General features: G+C 75.1%; 16 protein-coding genes. 7 read left to right on the top strand and 9 right to left on the bottom strand.

Annotated features, from left to right (window positions below):
- Both E4P39_RS09940 and E4P39_RS09935 read left to right on the top strand, forming a co-directional pair.
- Positions 1–804 (top strand): ThiF family adenylyltransferase (locus tag E4P39_RS09940; RefSeq protein WP_135136354.1); only part of this gene is annotated, 804 nt, incomplete at its 5' end.
- A 69-nt stretch (positions 805–873) separates the two neighbouring features.
- Positions 874–2196 carry an AarF/ABC1/UbiB kinase family protein gene (locus E4P39_RS09935; protein ID WP_245159743.1) on the top strand — a complete coding sequence of 441 codons (1323 nt, stop codon included), beginning with the start codon at positions 874–876 and terminating at the stop codon, positions 2194–2196.
- A 44-nt stretch (positions 2197–2240) separates the two neighbouring features.
- Here the strand turns inward: E4P39_RS09935 and E4P39_RS22305 are convergent, their stop codons facing one another.
- The 4 genes from E4P39_RS22305 to E4P39_RS09925 form a co-directional block, all read right to left on the bottom strand.
- Positions 2241–2405: a hypothetical protein gene (locus E4P39_RS22305; RefSeq protein WP_167761732.1), complete on the bottom strand. Its 165-nt coding sequence runs from the start codon at positions 2403–2405 to the stop codon at positions 2241–2243.
- A gap of 62 nt (positions 2406–2467) precedes the next feature.
- Positions 2468–2812 carry a WhiB family transcriptional regulator gene (locus tag E4P39_RS22890; RefSeq protein ID WP_245159742.1) on the bottom strand — a complete coding sequence of 115 codons (345 nt, stop codon included), beginning with the start codon at positions 2810–2812 and terminating at the stop codon, positions 2468–2470.
- 143 nt (positions 2813–2955) lie between these two features.
- A complete protein-coding gene (locus E4P39_RS22885) occupies positions 2956–3285 on the bottom strand; it encodes a hypothetical protein (RefSeq protein ID WP_245159741.1) in 330 nt (109 codons plus the stop codon).
- A gap of 222 nt (positions 3286–3507) precedes the next feature.
- Positions 3508–5520: an ATP-dependent DNA helicase UvrD2 gene (locus E4P39_RS09925; protein WP_135136352.1), complete on the bottom strand. Its 2013-nt coding sequence runs from the start codon at positions 5518–5520 to the stop codon at positions 3508–3510.
- 208 nt (positions 5521–5728) lie between these two features.
- On the opposite strand from E4P39_RS09925, the gene E4P39_RS09920 reads away from it, so the two are divergent.
- From E4P39_RS09920 to E4P39_RS09910, 3 genes are all read left to right on the top strand, one after another.
- A complete protein-coding gene (locus E4P39_RS09920) occupies positions 5729–5995 on the top strand; it encodes a glutaredoxin domain-containing protein (RefSeq protein ID WP_135136351.1) in 267 nt (88 codons plus the stop codon).
- Positions 5996–6116: 121 nt separating this feature from the next.
- Complete coding sequence (locus E4P39_RS09915; protein ID WP_245159740.1) at positions 6117–6740, top strand: ANTAR domain-containing protein; 624 nt, start codon at positions 6117–6119, stop codon at positions 6738–6740.
- A gap of 95 nt (positions 6741–6835) precedes the next feature.
- A complete protein-coding gene (locus E4P39_RS09910; RefSeq protein WP_245159739.1) occupies positions 6836–7390 on the top strand; it encodes a uridine kinase in 555 nt (184 codons plus the stop codon).
- 7 nt (positions 7391–7397) lie between these two features.
- Here E4P39_RS09910 and nudC read toward each other — a convergent pair whose 3' ends face one another.
- Genes nudC through E4P39_RS09890 form a run of 4 tightly spaced genes read right to left on the bottom strand, consistent with a single transcriptional unit; the run spans position 7398 to position 11880 of the window.
- Positions 7398–8312, bottom strand: a complete 915-nt coding sequence (gene nudC / locus E4P39_RS09905; protein ID WP_135136348.1) for an NAD(+) diphosphatase — start codon at positions 8310–8312, stop codon at positions 7398–7400.
- On the bottom strand, positions 8309–9661 hold the full coding sequence (locus E4P39_RS09900) for a pitrilysin family protein (protein ID WP_135136347.1): 1353 nt from the start codon (positions 9659–9661) through the stop codon (positions 8309–8311). Before E4P39_RS09900 ends, nudC begins: the two co-directional genes overlap by 4 nt.
- Positions 9658–10968 carry a pitrilysin family protein gene (locus tag E4P39_RS09895; RefSeq protein ID WP_135136346.1) on the bottom strand — a complete coding sequence of 437 codons (1311 nt, stop codon included), beginning with the start codon at positions 10966–10968 and terminating at the stop codon, positions 9658–9660. The genes E4P39_RS09900 and E4P39_RS09895 overlap by 4 nt, the downstream gene beginning before the upstream one ends.
- 24 nt (positions 10969–10992) lie before the next feature.
- Positions 10993–11880, bottom strand: coding sequence for a DUF2510 domain-containing protein (locus E4P39_RS09890; RefSeq protein ID WP_135136345.1), 888 nt, complete (start codon positions 11878–11880; stop codon positions 10993–10995).
- Positions 11881–11976: 96 nt separating this feature from the next.
- Here E4P39_RS09890 and E4P39_RS09885 point away from each other — a divergent pair, with 96 nt between their 5' ends.
- Positions 11977–12771, top strand: a complete 795-nt coding sequence (locus E4P39_RS09885; protein WP_135136344.1) for a putative protein N(5)-glutamine methyltransferase — start codon at positions 11977–11979, stop codon at positions 12769–12771.
- Here E4P39_RS09885 and E4P39_RS09880 read toward each other — a convergent pair.
- Entirely contained in the window at positions 12757–14181 is a 1425-nt protein-coding gene (locus E4P39_RS09880; protein WP_135136343.1) for a M20/M25/M40 family metallo-hydrolase, read from the bottom strand. The genes E4P39_RS09885 and E4P39_RS09880 overlap by 15 nt on opposite strands.
- A gap of 36 nt (positions 14182–14217) precedes the next feature.
- Here E4P39_RS09880 and E4P39_RS09875 point away from each other — a divergent pair, with 36 nt between their 5' ends.
- Positions 14218–15069, top strand: a complete 852-nt coding sequence (locus E4P39_RS09875) for an alpha/beta hydrolase (protein WP_135136342.1) — start codon at positions 14218–14220, stop codon at positions 15067–15069.
- Positions 15070–15098 lie beyond the last annotated feature (29 nt).

Raw genomic sequence — 15098 nt, 5'->3', positions numbered from 1 at the left:
CTGCCCGGCGCGCTGGCGCCCTCCGCAGGTGCCGGCTGGCGAGCGCGCCGGGCCGCCGCTGTCGTCGTCGAGGGCGCGACCCGCGTGGGCGCTCCCCTGGCCGCCGTGCTGGCGGCCAGCGGGGTGGGCCGGGTCAGCATCCGCGACTCCGGGATCACCGCCGCCGCCGACGCGGTCGTCGGCGGGCTCGGCGCGGCCGACGAGGGGCGTCCGCGCGCGCTCGCCGCGGCGGATGCCATCCGCCGGGTCAGCCCGCTCACCGATCTGCGACCGCTGTCGCCCAGCACGCCTGCGGACCTCGTCGTCCTCGCGCGCGCGTGGGCGGCGTCGGACCCCCTCGTCACCGAGATCCACCGGAGCGGCGTGCCGCACCTCGTCGCGGCGGTCCGCGGCGAGGTCGGCGTCGTCGGGCCCCTGGTCGTCCCCGGGGCGACGAGCTGCCTGCGCTGCGCCGATCTGCACCGCCGGGACGCCGACCCGCGCTGGCCGGCGCTCGCCGCCCAGCTCACCGCGGCGGAGCCGCTCCCCAGCGGTGCGACCGTGACCTGCCTCCTGACCGCGGCGACCGCGGCCCTGCAGGTGCTCGCCTATCTGGACGGCGCCGGCGCCCCCGGCACGCTCGACGCCACCATCGAGCTGAGGCCGCCCGACCATGCTCCGCGGCTGCGCCGGTGGACGGTGCATCCCGCCTGCGGCTGCGGTGCCGCCGGCCCCGCCCCGGACCCCGGGCCCACCCGGCCGGGGGACGTCGAGGGGGCTCCTCCCGGCGGAGTCGAGCCCGGGCAGGGAACAATGGGCCGCTGAGCGTGCACACGAGCTCACCCGAGGCGACCCCACGGCGTCCGGGCGCGGGATCGCCGGCGAGGAGGACGCGTGACTGACGACGGACCGGTGATGCCGAAGGGATCGGTCGCCCGGACCGCACGGCTGGCATCCCTTCCGCTCGGCGCAGCCGGACGCGCGACGCTCGGGTTCGGCCAGCGCCTCTCCGGGCGGCCCGCCGACGCCGTCGCCGCCGAGCTCCAGCAGCGCACCGCCGAGCAGCTCTTCGCCGTCCTCGGGCAGCTCAAGGGCGGGGCGATGAAGCTCGGCCAGACCCTGTCGGTCTTCGAGGCCGCCGTGCCCGAGGAGATCGCCGGCCCCTACCGCGAGGCGCTGGTGAAGTTGCAGGAAGAAGCGCCGCCGATGGCGGTGCGCACCGTGCACGCGGTCCTCGCCCAGCAGCTCGGCGGGAAGTGGCGGGAGCGGTTCCGCCACTTCGACGACGAGCCGGCCGCGGCGGCGAGCATCGGCCAGGTGCACCGCGCGACGTGGCGGGACGGCCGTGACGTCGCGGTCAAGATCCAGTACCCGGGTGCGGGGACGGCGCTCATGGCGGACCTCAACCAGCTGGCCCGGTTCGCGCGGCTGTTCGCCGCCCTGTTCCCGGGCCTGGACGTCAAGCCCCTGATCGCCGAGCTCAAGGCCCGGGTGGTGGAGGAGCTGGACTACGGCCTGGAGGCCGACTCGCAGCGGACGTTCGCCGCCGCGTACGCCAGCGACCCGGAGATCGTCGTGCCGCGCGTGGTCGCCAGCGCGCCGAAGGTCATCGTCTCCGAGTGGCTCGACGGCACCCCGCTGTCCAAGATCATCGCCGGCGGCACCCGGGAGCAGCGGGACCGGGCCGGGCATCTCCTGGCGGTGCTGCACTTCTCCGGCCCCCAGCGGGCCGGACTGCTGCACGCCGATCCGCATCCCGGCAACTTCCGGCTGCTCGCCGACGGGCGGCTCGGCGTCATCGACTTCGGGGCCACCGCCCGTCTGCCCGATGGACATCCCGAGCCGATCGGCCGGCTGCTGCGCTGGGCGCTGGCCGGCAAGGCCGACGAGGTGCTCGCCGACCTGCGGACCGAGGGCTTCGTACGGCCCACGGTGGAGGTCGACGCCCAGGGCGTGCACGACTTCCTGCGCCCGATGCTCGAACCGCTGGAGAACCGCCACTTCCACTTCACCCGCGCCTGGATGCAGGAGCAGGCGGGCCGCATCGCCGATCCCCGGTCCGAGGCCAGCCGGCTCGGGCGGCAGCTGAACCTTCCCCCGGCGTACCTGCTGATCCACCGGGTGACCATCGGGTCGATCGGCGTGCTGTGCCAGCTCGACGCCGCCGGGGACTTCCGCGGCGTCCTCGAGGAGTGGCTCCCCGGCTTCAAGGAGTGAAGCCGGGGAGCACATGACCTAGCGGTCCGGAGGACCGCAGTGACTCAGTAGACGGCGGAGCTGGCGCGGGCAGCGCGCTGGATCGCGCGCTCCGCACGCCGGGCCGCTCGCCGCGCGACGTACAGCCGGCGGGCGCGGGAGACGGCCTCGGCCTCCGCCTGCAACTCGCGCAGGCGGCTGCCGGCCAGTTCGTGCTCGATCATGTGCATGGCAGGTCCTTCAGGGAGAAGTGATCGGTTGCTGTCGGGTGTTCCGCGGCTGGACTGCGGCCTCACGCGGCCACGACCTTGCGGGGACGGCCCCGCGGTCGCTTCCGCGCGATGACCACGCCGCGCTCGAAGATCTCGCCGCCCCAGACCCCCCAGGGCTCGGCGCGGTCCAGGGCGCCGGCGAGGCAGGCGTCCCGCAGGGGACATCCGCCGCACAGGCGCTTGGCCACCTCCAGCTGGTCAGGGCTGTCGGCGAACCACAGCTCCGGGTTCCCCGCGCGGCACGGCAGGGGGCGCCGGACCGGAGCGGGTGCGACCGGGGTGCGCGGCCGCCTCGGGGACGAGCCACCGGTCCAGGGGAGCCCGTGCCGGCGGTAGGACGTCGGTCGGGCGATCGTCGGCTGCACTGCCGATCCTCCTCGTACTCGCTGTCTGCGACGGCCGGCGGGAGACCGCCGACCGGTGGTCGGGGCCGGGTGCCGCGGACAAAGAGAAAGGCCGCGGATCCCGGGTTCGGGTTCCGCGGCCTCGAGGAGGACCGGTCGAGCGGTTAGCTCTGCGGTCTCCCCGGGGAGTGGATCCCGAGGGTGGTGTCGTCGTTCTGGGTGGACTGCCGGTCGATGAACTTCTGAGCGGTCAACCGCGGAGCGAGGGGCTCGCGGGTCAGGACGGCGACCGAGCAGCCGCTCAGCGGACGCAGCCGGGCGGTGTCGTCGCCGGTCAGGCCGCGAACCTCGGCCGCGAAGCCGCCGGCGGGCAGACCGGTCCCGTGACCTGCCGCGGGGGTGGGGCAGACGACGACGCCGGGGTACGGGCGCACGTCGACGCTCCCCTGGCCGAGCACCCCGGCGGGAGCGAACATCCATGTGGTGGTGGTCATCGGTCCCCTCCTTCCGGGGTCGGATCCGGCCCGCGGCCGGTCCTACGTTGGCGCGCCGCGAGGAGTCCCCCAGGCGCGATCCAGACAGTAGGGGTGGCTCGGAAACCGGTCAACGCAATTAAGGAGCGGGTCCTCCGGACGGGGAGACGGAACCGGGCGGTACCGCCTGCCGTCGCCGTGCGCAACCGCCGCCTGGCCCAGTGCGACCGGACTGCGGTCAGCTCAGTCGCGCACCGCGGCCAGCACGTCCTCGCCGTAGAGATCGAGCTTGCGGGCGCCGATGCCCGGGAGAGCGGACAGCTCGTGCAGGTTGGCCGGCCGGGTCTCCGCGATCGCCTGCAGCGTCGCATCCGTGAAGACGACGTACGCAGGAACCGACGCCGTCTGGGCAGCCGAGCTGCGCCAGGCGCGCAGCCGCTCGAAGAGCTCGCCCGCCTCCCCCTCGAGCACGACCTTGGCCCGCTTCGCGGCGCGCCGTGCGGGTGGCGCGCTGGCGGTCGACTCCGGGGCGAGTCCGGTGAGGAAGCGGCTCCGCGGGCGGGCCCGCTTGGCGCCGGGATTGCGGGCCAGCGACCAGGAGAGGGTGAGCCGTTCCCGGGCACGGGTGACGGCGACGTAGAGCAGTCGCCGCTCCTCGTCGACCGCCTCCGGCCGGGCCAGGGACTGCGCGATCGGGACCACGCCGTCGACCAGGCCGACGACGAAGACGACGTCCCACTCGAGGCCCTTGGCCGCGTGCATGGACGCCAGCGTGACGCCCTGCACGGTGGGGGCGTGCTGGGCGTCGGCCCGCTCGGCCAGGTGCCCGACGAAGCCGGCGAGGTCCAGGGTCGGTTCCTCCGCCACCATGTCGACGGCGAGGTCGACCAGCGCGGCCAGCGACTGCCAGCGGTCGCGGGCCGCGCCGCCGGCCGGCGGCCGGTGCTCCGCCCAGCCGGTCGAGGCCAGCACGTCGCGGACCGTCGGGACCAGAGCGCCCGGGTCGCTGCCGCCGGCCGCGGCGCCCCGGAGCAGGAGCACCGCCTCGCGGACCTCGGGACGCTCGAAGAACCGCTCGCCGCCCTTCAGGACGTACGGGACGCCCGCGTCGGCCAGGGCCGCCTCGTAGACCTGGGACTGGGCGTTGATCCGGAACAGCACGGCCATCTCGGCGGCCGGCGTCCCCGCGTCGATCAGTGCCCGGCACTTCAGCGCGACGGCGGCGGCCTCCGCCGGCTCGTCGGGATGCTCGACGAACGTCGGCTCGGGGCCGTCCGCGCGCTGCCCGAGCAGCCGCAGCTCCGGCAGACCCTTGCGCCTTGGCGCCTGGCCGATCAACCGGTTGGCCAGCGCGACCACCTGCGGGGTGGAGCGGTAGTCGCGTTCGAGCTTGACGACGCCGGCGTCGGGATACCGGTCGGCGAACCCCAGCAGGTAGTCGGGGTTCGCGCCGGTGAACGAGTAGATCGTCTGGTTCGGGTCGCCGACGACGCAGACGTCCGCGCGGCCGCCGAGCCAGGCGTCGAGCAGCCGCTGCTGCAGCGGGTTGACGTCCTGGTACTCGTCGACCACGAAGTGCCGGTACTGGCCGCGCACCTGACGCGCGACGTCGGGGTGCTCCTCCAGCGCGTAGGCGGTGACGAGCAGGAGGTCCTCGAAGTCCAGGGCGCCGTCCCGCTGCTTCGCCGACTCGTAGCCGGCGTAGACCGCCGCCACCGCCGCCGCCTCGAAGGGCGGCTCCCGCCCCGCGGCCTTGGCGCGCGCGCCGTAGTCCTCCGGCGTCGCGAGGGTCGTCTTGGCCCACTCGATCTCGCTGGCGAGGTCGCGCAGGCTGGTGCGGTCGGTGGACAGGCGGGCCCGCGCGGCCGCCGTCGCCACGAGCCGGAGCTTGTTCTCGACCAGGGAAGGCATCGGGCCGCCGAGGACGCGGGGCGCGAAGTACCGGAGCTGTCGCATCGCCGCGGCGTGGAAGGTGCGCGCCTGGACGCCACCGACGTCCAGCGCGGCCAGCCGACCCCGCAGCTCCCCCGCGGCCCGGGCGGTGAACGTCACCGCGAGCACCTGCTCGGGGACGTAGACCCCGGTGTGCACGCCGTAGGCGATGCGGTGGGTGATGGTGCGGGTCTTGCCCGTGCCTGCACCCGCGAGGATGCAGACGGGACCGGACACGGCCTGGGCCGCCTCGCGCTGCTCCTCGTCCAGGGCGGCGAGCACGGCCTCGGCCCGGGACTCGACGTCCGGCACCGCACTGGTCATGTCACGCCTCCCTTCCCGATCCGTCCGGCTGGTCCCCTGATCCTCGCAGCCCGCGACGACGGTCCGGGGAAGCATCCCCAGGGAGTCTCGGTTGACCTGGACACGCGACCGATCGACCGGGCCACACCGCAGGCCCGGCCCGGAGCTTCCCGGGAGCCACCCCTCCCGGAGTGGACCTGCCCGGCACGACCATGGAGGATTCCCCCCGATGACCACGACCCCCGGCGCCGCCGTGACGATGTTCACCACCCAGTGGTGTGGCTACTGCGTGCGGCTCAAGAAGCTGATGCAGCGCGAGGGCATCGATTTCGCCGAGGTGGACATCGAGAACGACGCCGCCGCTGCGGAACTGGTCATGCAGGCCAACGGCGGGAACCGGACGGTGCCCACGCTCCTGTTCCCCGACGGGACGGCCCTGACCAACCCCAGCATCGACCAGGTGAAGTCCCAGCTGGGTCACCCGGCCGGGGAGTAGACCGCGCGTGATCCCGGGACCCCGCCCCCCGAGGGGGCATGATCGCCTCTCAGCGGGCCGCGACCGCGGCCTCGACGTCGTCCGGTCGATGCGGCCGGGCCTGGCCGAGGAGGCGGATGACGTGAGCGCGAGCGACGAGCGCGATCCGGCGTCCGGGGACCCGTCGGCAGAAGTCCCACCGGTCACGCTGACCCGCACGACGCGCGGCTGGTCGATCGTCTCACCCTCCGGCACCGCGCTGGCCGGCGACCTCGTCGAGGGCATGACGCTCGCCGACCTCGTCGCCGAGGAGTTCGGCGCGCTGATCGAGCCGGACCGCACCGCCCGCCGTTCCGCGCGGGGTCCCGGGCAGGCCGCCGTGCCGGCTGCGGACACTCCCGACGGCCGGCTGGCGGCCCTGGAGCGCACCGTCGCCCAGCTGGAGCACGCGCTGGCGGCACGGGTCTCGACGGAGCGGGCGATCGGCGTGCTCGCCGAGCGGCACCGGACCAGCCCGCGCGCGGCGTTCGACTCGCTGCGCCGCGAGGCCCGGTCGTCGGGGCGGCCCGTGGCAGAGCTGGCCCGTGAGGTCCTCGCCACGCTCGAGGAGCTGCCGGGGCTCGGGACGGACGCCGTCGCCGCTCAGCTCCCGCTCATCGGACCAGTCGCAGCGCCTGCTCCCCGGACCTCGTCGCGCAGGCCGGCCGCCGGACGCGGCACGCCCGTCGGGTCCCCGGCGGTTGCCGCAGCGGACGGCCGCTCCTGACCCGTCCGGAGCCGCTCAGCCCGGCAGCGCTCGCCGACCGTCTCGCCGCACTCCTGGCCCGGACGCCGCCGCCGGACGGCGCCACCGCGCTCCGGGTGGCGGTCGACGGCCCGGAGCTGGCCGCTCCGGAGCAGCTGGCAGAACGGATCGCCGAACGACTCCCCTCGGCCGGGCGGGCCGCCGTGGTCGTGCCGGCGGCCGGCTTCTACCGGCCCGCGTCGGTGCGGCTGGAGCACGGGCGGACGGACCCGGACGCGCGTTACACCGACTGGCTCGACGTCCGGGCGCTGGCGCGGGAGGTCCTTGACCCGGTGGGTCCCGGCGGCTCCGGCCAGTACCTGCCGGTCCTCTGGGACGTCGAGCGGGACCGGGCGGCCCGCGCCCGCCGGCTCCCGATGCCGCCCGGCGGCGTCCTGCTCGTCGCGGGGCCCCTGCTGCAGGGCGTGGGGCTGAGCTTCGACGTCGTGGTGCACCTGCGCGTCGCGCCCGCCGCGCGGCGGCGGCTGGTGGCCGCGGACCAGGCGTGGGTGCTCCCTGCCTACGACCGCTACGACGACGAGGTCGACCCCGCGGCACTCGCGGACGCGGTCGTCCTCGCCGATCATCCGGACCGGCCGGCGCTGGTGCTCTCCGGCCGCTTCGCCGGCTGATCGCCCGTCAGCCGAACTCGCCGGCCACCCACCTGTCGATGATGTGGCGGGCGATCGAGACCGGTGGCGGCAGGGCGCGCGGCCCGTTCCCCGTCCGCAGCTCCTCACGGGTGAACCAGCGGGCCTCCTCGATCTCGGAGGGGTCCGGCTGCAGCGTGTCGTCGCCCTCGATGCGGGCGACGAAGCCGAGCATCAGCGACTGCGGGAACGGCCACGGCTGACTGCCGACGTACCGGACGTCGGCGACGCGCAGCCCCACCTCCTCGGCGACCTCCCGGACGACGGCCGCCTCGGCGGACTCCCCCGGCTCGACGAACCCCGCCAGGATCGAGAACCGGCCCGGCGGCCAGGCGGCCTGCCGGCCGAGGACGACGCGATCGCCGTCGTGCACGAGCATGATCACGGCGGGGTCGGTGCGGGGGAAGAACTCGGCGCCGGTGGTGGGGTCTCGCTGCACCCAGCCGGCCCGCTCGACGGTCGTCGCGGCGCCGGTGAGCGGGCTGAAGCGGTGGCGGTCGTGCCACTCCAGGATGCCGATGGCCTGGACGAGGAGTCCGGCGTCGAGGTCAGCGAGGTCCGCGCCGACCTCCCGCAGACCCGCCCAGGCGTCGACCGTCCGGCCGTCGAGGGTGAGGGCGCGGTCGCCCCGGACGGCGGCGTAGGGCACCCCGTCGGCCTCGCCGAGATACACGGCACCCGCCGGCAGGGCCGGGTGCTCCACCCAGAGCAGCTGCGGCCCGTCGGGGCCTTCGGCCACCGGGACGGCGCGCTGCGGATCGACGAGCAGCACGCGGACCGGGCGCCCCCCGGTGGGATCCGGGAGCGTGCGGGACAGATGGGCCCGGTCGTGCGCGATCCGGGCCAGCACCGGGACGGCCCCGGTGGTCGCCGGTGTCCCCTCCGGCCAGGCGGGATCGGTCACTGCGCTGCGACGCTGACCGGCGCCAGCGCCCCCAGCGACCCGGTGATCCGGTCCGCGTCCCCGACGACCACCGTGGTCAGCGCACTCGCGGCGAGGTACCGGCGGGACGCCTCCTGGACCTCCTCGACGGTCACGGCGGCCAGGTCCCGCTGGTGCTCGGCCAGCCAGTCGACCGGGAGGCCGGAGCCGACCAGCGCCGACAGGGTGCTCGCCAGGCCCGCATGCGTCGCGGTGGCCAGCGCCATGCTGCCGAGGACGTAGCGGCGGGCGCCGTCCAGTTCCGCGTCGGTGACCGGGACGAGGGCCATGCGCCCCAGCTCGTACCAGGTCTCGAGGAGCGCGGGACCGGTCACCTCCGTCGCGACGTCGGCCTCGACGAGGAAGGACGAGCCGGCCGTCTGGTGGTCGACGGAGCTGCGCGGGCTGTAGGTGTAGCCGCGGCGCTCCCGGATGTTCTCGACCAGCCGCGAGGAGAAGTAGCCGCCGAAGATCATGTTGGCCAGGCGGACCGCGGCGAGGTCGGTAGCGGTGCGACCCGGAGCCGGCCCACCGAGCCGGAGATTGGACTGGACGGCGCCTGGCCGGTCGACGACCTCGATGCCCGCGGGGCGCAGCTCGGAGGCCGGTGGCGCCTCGACCGCGTGCCCGCTCGCCGACCAGCCGGCCAGGGCGGTGCCGACGGCGTCCGTCGCCGCCTGCGGGTCCAGGTCGCCGACCAGGACGAGGCTGCTGCCGGCGGGCAGCACGCGGTCGCGGTGGACCATCCGGAGCGCATCCCCGTCGACGGCGGCGACGAGCTCCGGATCGGGCAGCTGGATGGCGTACGGGTGCTCGCCGTAGCGCCGTGCCGCCAGCGCCGTGCGGGCGATGACCCCGGGCTGGGAGCGGGCTATCGCGATCCGCTCGGCGACCCGGTCCCGCTCGCCCTCGACGCGGTCGTCGGGATAGCTCGCCGCGGTGAGGAGCTCGGCCAGCACGCCGAGCACCGGCTGGAGCCCGCTCGTCAGCAGGGTGGTGGCGAAGAGCAGGCGGTCGGCGTCGGTGGAGACAGACAGCTCGGCGCCGTGGCTCTGCAGCAGCTCGGCGATCGCGGTCTGGTCGTGCGTCGCCGTCCCCAGGAGGACGGCGCCGGACAGCACCGACGCGTGCGCGGTGAGCGCCCGCGCGGCGGGAGCGTCCGCCGCGGCGAAGGGCACGCGCAGGCGCAGCTCGATCAACGGCACGCCGGGGCGGGGCACGACGACCAGCCGCAGGCCGTTGGGCAGCGTCGTCTCCTGCGCCACCGGCACCGGCTGCGGGCGCGGCTCGCCCAGGGGCGGGACGAGCGAGAGGTCGAGCACGGCGCTCATGAACGTCCTCCGGAGGGGCGCAGCTCGAGGACCGCGACGGTGTCGGGATCGAGGTCGCGGGCCGCGGCCTGCACCGCGTCCGGACCCACGCCGGCCAGCCGGGCGGCGAGTTCCCCGGCCAGCTCGGCCCGGCCGTGGACGATCTCGGCGGCGGCGAAGCCCAGCGTGCGGCCCAGCACCGAGTCGGCCTGGCGGAGCAACTGTGCCTCGGTGCGCGCCTGCACGCGGCGCAGCTCGTCGGCGCCGACGCCGTCCGCGGCGATGCGCGCGACCTCCTCGTGCACCGCCGACAGCACCTTCTCCACGGGAACCGCCGCGGGGTGGTGCACCTGGGTGGTGAGCAGGGTGGCGTCGCGGACGTCGAACGGGTCGCCGAACAGTCCTACGTAGCTGCTCTGCGCGATGGCGATCCGGTCGTCGTGGATGAGCCGCCGCTCCAGGCGGGAGGCGTCACCCTCGCTCAGCAGTTCGGCCAGCAGCACCGTGCCGAGGTAGCGGTCGAAGTCGCCGACCGGGTCGGGGACCCGCCAGCCGAGGGCGACGGCCGGGGCGGGCGCGAGGGCGTCCTCGACGACCGTGGAACGGACCTCCGTGGGCCTCGGCTCGCCGGTCGGCGGCACGGGCGGCACCGGCCGGGCGGCGACGGGACCGAACCAGCGCTCGATCAGGCCCTCGGTCTCGGTGACATCGAGGTCACCGCCGATGCACAGGACGGCGTTGCCCGGCGCGTAGTAGCGGGAGAAGAAGTCGGTGGCGTCGTCCACCGTGGAGGACTCGAGGTCGACGAAGGAGCCGTAGCCGTCGTGGGTGTTGGCGAAGCTCGCGAAGGCGATCTGGGGCAGCTGCAGCCAGGGGAAGGCGCCGTAGGGCCGGTTCAGCACGTTGACCCGGATCTCCTCCTTGACGACGTCGATCTGGTTGCGGAGGTTCTCCTCGGTGATCGCCGGCGCGGCCATGCGGTCGGCCTCGAGGAAGAGCGCCCGCTCCAGCGCCTCGGAGGGCAGGGCCTCGTAGTAGTTCGTGTAGTCCTGGTGGGTCGAGCCGTTGAACGTGCCGCCGGCGGCCTGGACCAGCCGGGCGTGCTCCATCTTCGGGACGTTGGCCGAGCCCTGGAACATCATGTGCTCGAAGAGGTGGGCGAACCCGGTGCGTCCCTCGGGCTCGTTGCGCATGCCCACGTCGTAGAAGACGCTGACGGCCACCACGGGGACGCTGCGGTCGGGCGCGAGCACCACGCGCAGGCCGTTGTCGAGCGTGAACCGCTCCACGGGGTGCCGCAGGGTCAGTTCAGCACCGGCTGTCGTCACGCTCCCGACAGTACGACGGCCGTCTCAGAGCACCTCCACTGCGTCGAGGACGCGATCGATGACGCCGTAGAGCTCCGCGTGCGTGTTGGGGATGGAGATGTAGAGCAACGCGGGGGCAGGGCGCCCGACGTCGATGAGCAGGAGCGCGGCCCGCTCGCCGGTCGCGTCGTAGCCGGGCACGTCCCAGGACAGCTGGAACTCGATGAGGTGTGCCGCGTGCCCGTCGACGGTCCGGGCCTCGTCGCGCGTCACCCGCCGCTCGTTCGGCCCCGGGTAGTAGTTGCCGCGCACGCTGTCGGCGATCGTCGCCGTCGTCGACTCGAGCGTCCCCGGTCCGGCCCAGCCGTAACCGTCGGCGAGCGGCCCGGACGTGCACTGGGCGATGAAGCTGCCGAGGGCGGGCGTGTCCTCCTGGGTCGTGAAGTACTGGCCGGCGATCTGCGAGGTCTCGTACTGGGGGTCGAGGTCCCACTCGTACCAGCCGTCGCCGAGGAACGGATAGGAGATCCCGGAGGCCTCGTCGATGATCCGCACCGTCCCGGGCGGGAACGTGGGGCCGGGCGGCGGGGACGGGAGCTGCACCGTCGTCTGGGCGGCAGGCGTGCCGCCGTTCCCGGACCGGCCCACCAGCAGGCCGGCGCCGACCACCAGGACGAGGACCAGGAGCGAGATCGCGATGATCCACCCCGCCCGTGGACCGTTCCCGGCCGGAGCCGGCTCCGTCGGCAACGGCGCGACCGCGGGGCGCGGCCGCGGAGCGAGCACCGGCGACACCTGGACGGCGACGCCCGGTCCCGCCGGCGTCGCGACGTCGGACCAGCCGGAGCCGCTCCACCACCGCACGAGGCCGGGTGCCCCGTCGGGGTCGGGGTACCAGCCCGGCGGCGGGGCCGGCTGCCCAGGTCCGGTCACGGTCTCACCCTAGGACGGCGGACACCCGGTCTCGGGTCGTCCCCGGTGCACGCGCCGCGCCGGGTACGGTTCCCGCCTCGGCCGAGGGGAGCCCGGATGACCGCCGCCCCGCTCGACGAGTCCGCCGTCGTGGCGCGGCTCCGGGCCGCCGGCTGCGTCTTCGCCGAGGACGAGGCCCGGCTGCTGACGGACGCGGCCGCGACGCCCGCCGAGCTCGCCGCCCTCGTGGACCTGCGGGTGGCCGGCTTCCCGCTCGAGCACGTCGTGGGCTGGGCTGAGTTCTGCGGGCTGCGGATCGCCGTCGACCCGGGGGTGTTCGTGCCACGGCGCCGCACCGAGGTGCTCGTCCGCGAGGCCGCTTCACTCGCCCGGCCGGGCGCCGTCGTGGTCGACCTCTGCTGCGGCTCGGGCGCCCTCGGGGTGGCGCTCGCGGCCGCCGTGACCGCGGTGGAGCTGCACGCGGCCGACGTCGACCCGGCTGCCGTCGCGTGCGCGCGGCGCAACGTCGGGGCCGTCGGCGGTTCGGTCCACGCCGGGGACCTGTTCGACGCCCTCCCGTCGGGGCTGCGGGGCCGCGTCGACCTGCTGCTGGCCAACGTGCCCTACGTGCCCAGCGGCGGGATCGCGTCCATGCCGCGAGAGGCCCGGGAGCACGAACCCCGCGGCGCGCTCGACGGGGGGCGGGACGGCCTGGACGTCGCCCGGCGGGTCGTCGCCGCGGCGCCCGCCTGGCTGAGCGCTCGGGGCTCCCTGCTGTTCGAGGTCGGCGAGAGCCAGGTTGCCGCCGCGGTCGACGCCGTCGCGGGCGCCGGGCTGCGGCCGCGCGTGGTCACCGACGACGACCTCGGTGCCACGGTCGTCGTCGGCACCCGGTCGTCAGAAGCGAACTGAGGCGAGCTCCCGCCACAGGTGCGCCGCCGCCTCGGCCCCGCGGGTGAGCATCGACAGCAGGACCCGCTCGTTGGGCGAGTGGATGCGGTCGGTGGGCAGCCCGGCGCCGAGGAAGAGCAGTGGGGCACCGAGCACCTCGACGAGATCGGCCTCCGGTCCGCTGCCGCCCTCGCGGGTGAAGAGGACCCTGTCGGCGTCGGTGTCGAAGGCCTGGGCGATCGCCCGCAGGAGGGCGTCCATGGCCGGGGAGTCGAGGTCGCTGGCGCATGGCGCGACACCGCCGGGCGGGGTGTGCACGTCCGCCTCGATCCCCGCCGGGAGGTTCGCCTCCACCCAGGCGCGCACCTGCGCGCCGACGTCCTCCGGGCGCTGGTCGGCGACCAGCCGGAAGGTCAGCTTGGCGTGCGCCTCGGCCGGGATGATCGTCTTGTGGCCCGGGCCGGTGTAGCCGCCCCACATGCCGTTGACCTCGGCGGTCGGGCGGGCGCCGGTCCGCTCGAGGGTGGTGAACCCTTCCTCGCCGGTGGCGACCCGGGACGCGGCGGGGCCGGCCAGCCAGGCCTGCTCGTCGAAGGGCACCCGGCCCATGAGCTCGCGCTCGCGGTCGGACAGCGGGCGGACCTTGTCGTAGAAGCCGGGCAGGGTGACCCGGCCCTGCTCGTCGTGCAGACCGGCGAGCAGCTTCGCCATGGCGTGCAGCGGGTTGGGGACGGCGCCGCCGAAGGAGCCGGAGTGCAGGTCGACAGCGGGGCCGCGCAGCGTGATCTCGGCGTCGGCGAGCCCGCGCATGGCCGTGACCGCGCTCGGCACGTCAGGGGCGGCCATACCGGTGTCGCTGACGACGACGACGTCGCAGGCGAGCCGGTCGGCCTTCTCCTTCAGCAGCGCGGCGAAGTGCGGCGAGCCCGACTCCTCCTCGCCCTCGATCAGCAGCTTGACGGTGACGGCGGGGGCGTCCCGGCCGGTGGCGGCGAGGTGCGCGCGCATGCCGAGCAGGTGGAAGGCGACGTTGCCCTTGTCGTCGATCGCGCCGCGGGCGTGCAGCTCGGGGCCGTCGGGGCCGTCGACGCGGGTGGGCTCGAACGGCGGGTGCTCCCACAGGTCGAGGGGGTCCACCGGCTGGACGTCGTGGTGGCCGTAGACGAGGGCCACGGGAGCGGCGGCGTCGTCCGACGGCCACTCGGCGAAGACGGCCGGCGCACCCGGAGTCGGCCAGATCTCCACGGTCGGGAAGCCGGTCCGGCGCAGGGCCTCGGCCAGCCAGGTGGCACTGGCCGCGACCTCGGGCGCGTACGTCGGGTCGGCCGAGATCGACGGGATGCGCAGCCAGGCGTCGAGGTCGGCGTGCAGGTCGTCGAGATGGGCGAGGACGTACGTGCGTTCGGCGTTGTCGCGTTCCGGGCTGCTCACGGGCACCGACGGTAACGCCGGGCTAGGTTCCCCTTCATGCCGGGACAGCTGCTGCGGGTCGACGTCGGCGATCTCACCTTCGACGTGCGGGCCGACGGACCCGAGGACGGCCGGCCGGTGCTGCTGCTGCACGGCTTCCCGCAGACGTCGCTGTCGTGGGCGTCCGTGACGCCGCTCCTCACCCGGGCGGGGCTGCGCACCTACGCCCCCGATCAGCTCGGCTACTCCCCCGGCGCCCGCCCCGGCGAGGTGGCGGCGTACTCGATGCAGAACCTGGCGCAGGTCACCGCGGACCTCATGACGGCTCTCGACGCGCCCGTCGCCGACGTCGTCGGCCATGACTGGGGCGCCAACGTGGCGTGGACGCTGGGCGCCTGGCATCCCGACCGCGTGCGGACGCTGACCGCAGTCTCGGTGCCGCACCCGGCCGCGTACACGGTCGCCTACCGCGCCGACCCGGAGCAGAAGGAGCGGTCGGCCTACATCCGGCTGTTCTGGCAGGAGGGCAAGGCCGAGGAGGTGCTGCTGGCGGACGACGCGCGCCGGCTGCGGCGGATGCTGACCGGCGGCGAGGGCGAGACCGGTGTGCCGGCCGAGGCCGTCGACGAGTACGTGGCCGTGCTGTCGGCGCCGGGCGCACTGACCGCGGCGCTGAACTGGTACCGCGCGATGAGCTCCGACGCCCGGGTGGAACCGGTCGGGGTGCCGACGACGTACGTCTGGAGCGACGGCGACGTCGCGATCGGGCGGACTGCCGCCGAGGCGTGCGCCAACTACGTGACCGGCGACTACCGGTTCGTCGAGCTGCCCGGTGTGACGCACTGGATCCCGGAGCAAGCACCCGATCAGCTCGCAGCCGCGATCCTGGATCGCGTCGCGGCGAGCTGAGAGCCCGCCTTTTGCCGCCGAGACCTCGG

The sequence above is a fragment of the Blastococcus sp. CT_GayMR19 genome (genome assembly GCF_004570385.1).
GTDB lineage: Bacteria > Actinomycetota > Actinomycetes > Mycobacteriales > Geodermatophilaceae > Blastococcus_B.
Note: the sequence above shows the minus strand (reverse complement) of the source record. Positions and strands in the feature narration are given on the sequence as shown.